General features: G+C 67.4%; 1 protein-coding gene and 1 pseudogene. Both read right to left on the bottom strand.

All coding sequences use genetic code 11. From position 1 onward, the window contains the following. The coding region (locus CVH10_RS17490) for a GtrA family protein (RefSeq protein ID WP_146142990.1) at nt 1–228 on the bottom strand (228 nt) is incomplete at its 3' end. Nucleotides 229–243: 15 nt separating this feature from the next. Beyond that, a pseudogene (locus CVH10_RS17485) lies at nt 244–454 on the bottom strand (hypothetical protein); the annotation flags it as partial.

Genomic DNA, 454 nt, shown 5'->3' with positions numbered 1-454 from the left:
CGCACCCAGGGAATCGCGGCGCCGTCCAGCCGTCGGCCGCGCCTTGAAGGTGAAATAGCGATTGAGCCACCAGGTGGTCGTGACCGCAGCCAGGAAAGAGCACACGCGGCCGGCATACCAGCCCAGCATGGGCGCCAGCAGGAAAAGCGCAGCGAGGTCCACCAGCAGGCCGGCGATCCCGACCATGCCGAAGCGCAGGAACTGATGCCCGATCGCCGCTTTGCTCATGGCGTCAGCGGCTTCCTAGCCGGCCGACTGCAACGCCAGTCCCGCATGCTCCCGCAACGGATGGAAGTGGATCTTCGGAAAGCGCTCCTGGGCCAGCCGCACGTCGTACGGTGAGGTGCAGAGGTACGCCAGCGTGTTGGCCGCATCGAGTGCCATGCGTGCCGGGTAGGCGTTAACGAACTCGCGCAGCTCGGCCGGCGTGTCAGCCGTGATCCAGCGCGCGCCG

Source organism: Halomonas sp. ND22Bw (assembly GCF_003011945.1).
GTDB classification, from domain to species: Bacteria; Pseudomonadota; Gammaproteobacteria; order Pseudomonadales; family Halomonadaceae; genus Halomonas; species Halomonas halophila.
The sequence above is the reverse complement of the archived record's forward strand: the minus strand, read 5'-3'. Positions and strand labels throughout refer to the sequence as shown.